At 42.2% G+C, this 322-nt stretch carries 1 pseudogene; it reads left to right on the top strand.

The features are described from left to right. Window positions 1-322, top strand: a pseudogene (locus BP896_RS03995) (ABC transporter substrate-binding protein); the annotation flags it as partial.

Below are 322 nucleotides of genomic sequence, written 5' to 3'. Positions count from 1 at the left end.
AATGGAACACCACTAACACTAACACTATACGCTAATGCTGGTGCTCACCCAGCTTGGTTAAAGGCTGCTCAGGTTGATGCATTAACATTAGATAACTTCGGCATTAAGACCACTGTTGTCACAGTTGAGTCAAGTACATACAGTACTGAGATAACCAGTTGCCAATTACCGGATACTGGTACTGACTGGTTCTATGCTGGTTCTAATAAGGGTGGTGTTGATCAATCATGGATATACTACGATTATGCCTATGGAACAGCACCAGCATTATATCCATCAGCCTGGTGTATTCCAGGTAAGACTACTCCTTTCGATTATCCAA

The organism is Caldivirga sp. UBA161, from assembly GCF_002506515.1.
Classification (GTDB): Archaea; Thermoproteota; Thermoprotei; order Thermoproteales; family Thermocladiaceae; genus Caldivirga.
The sequence above is the reverse complement of the archived record's forward strand: the minus strand, read 5'-3'. Positions and strand labels throughout refer to the sequence as shown.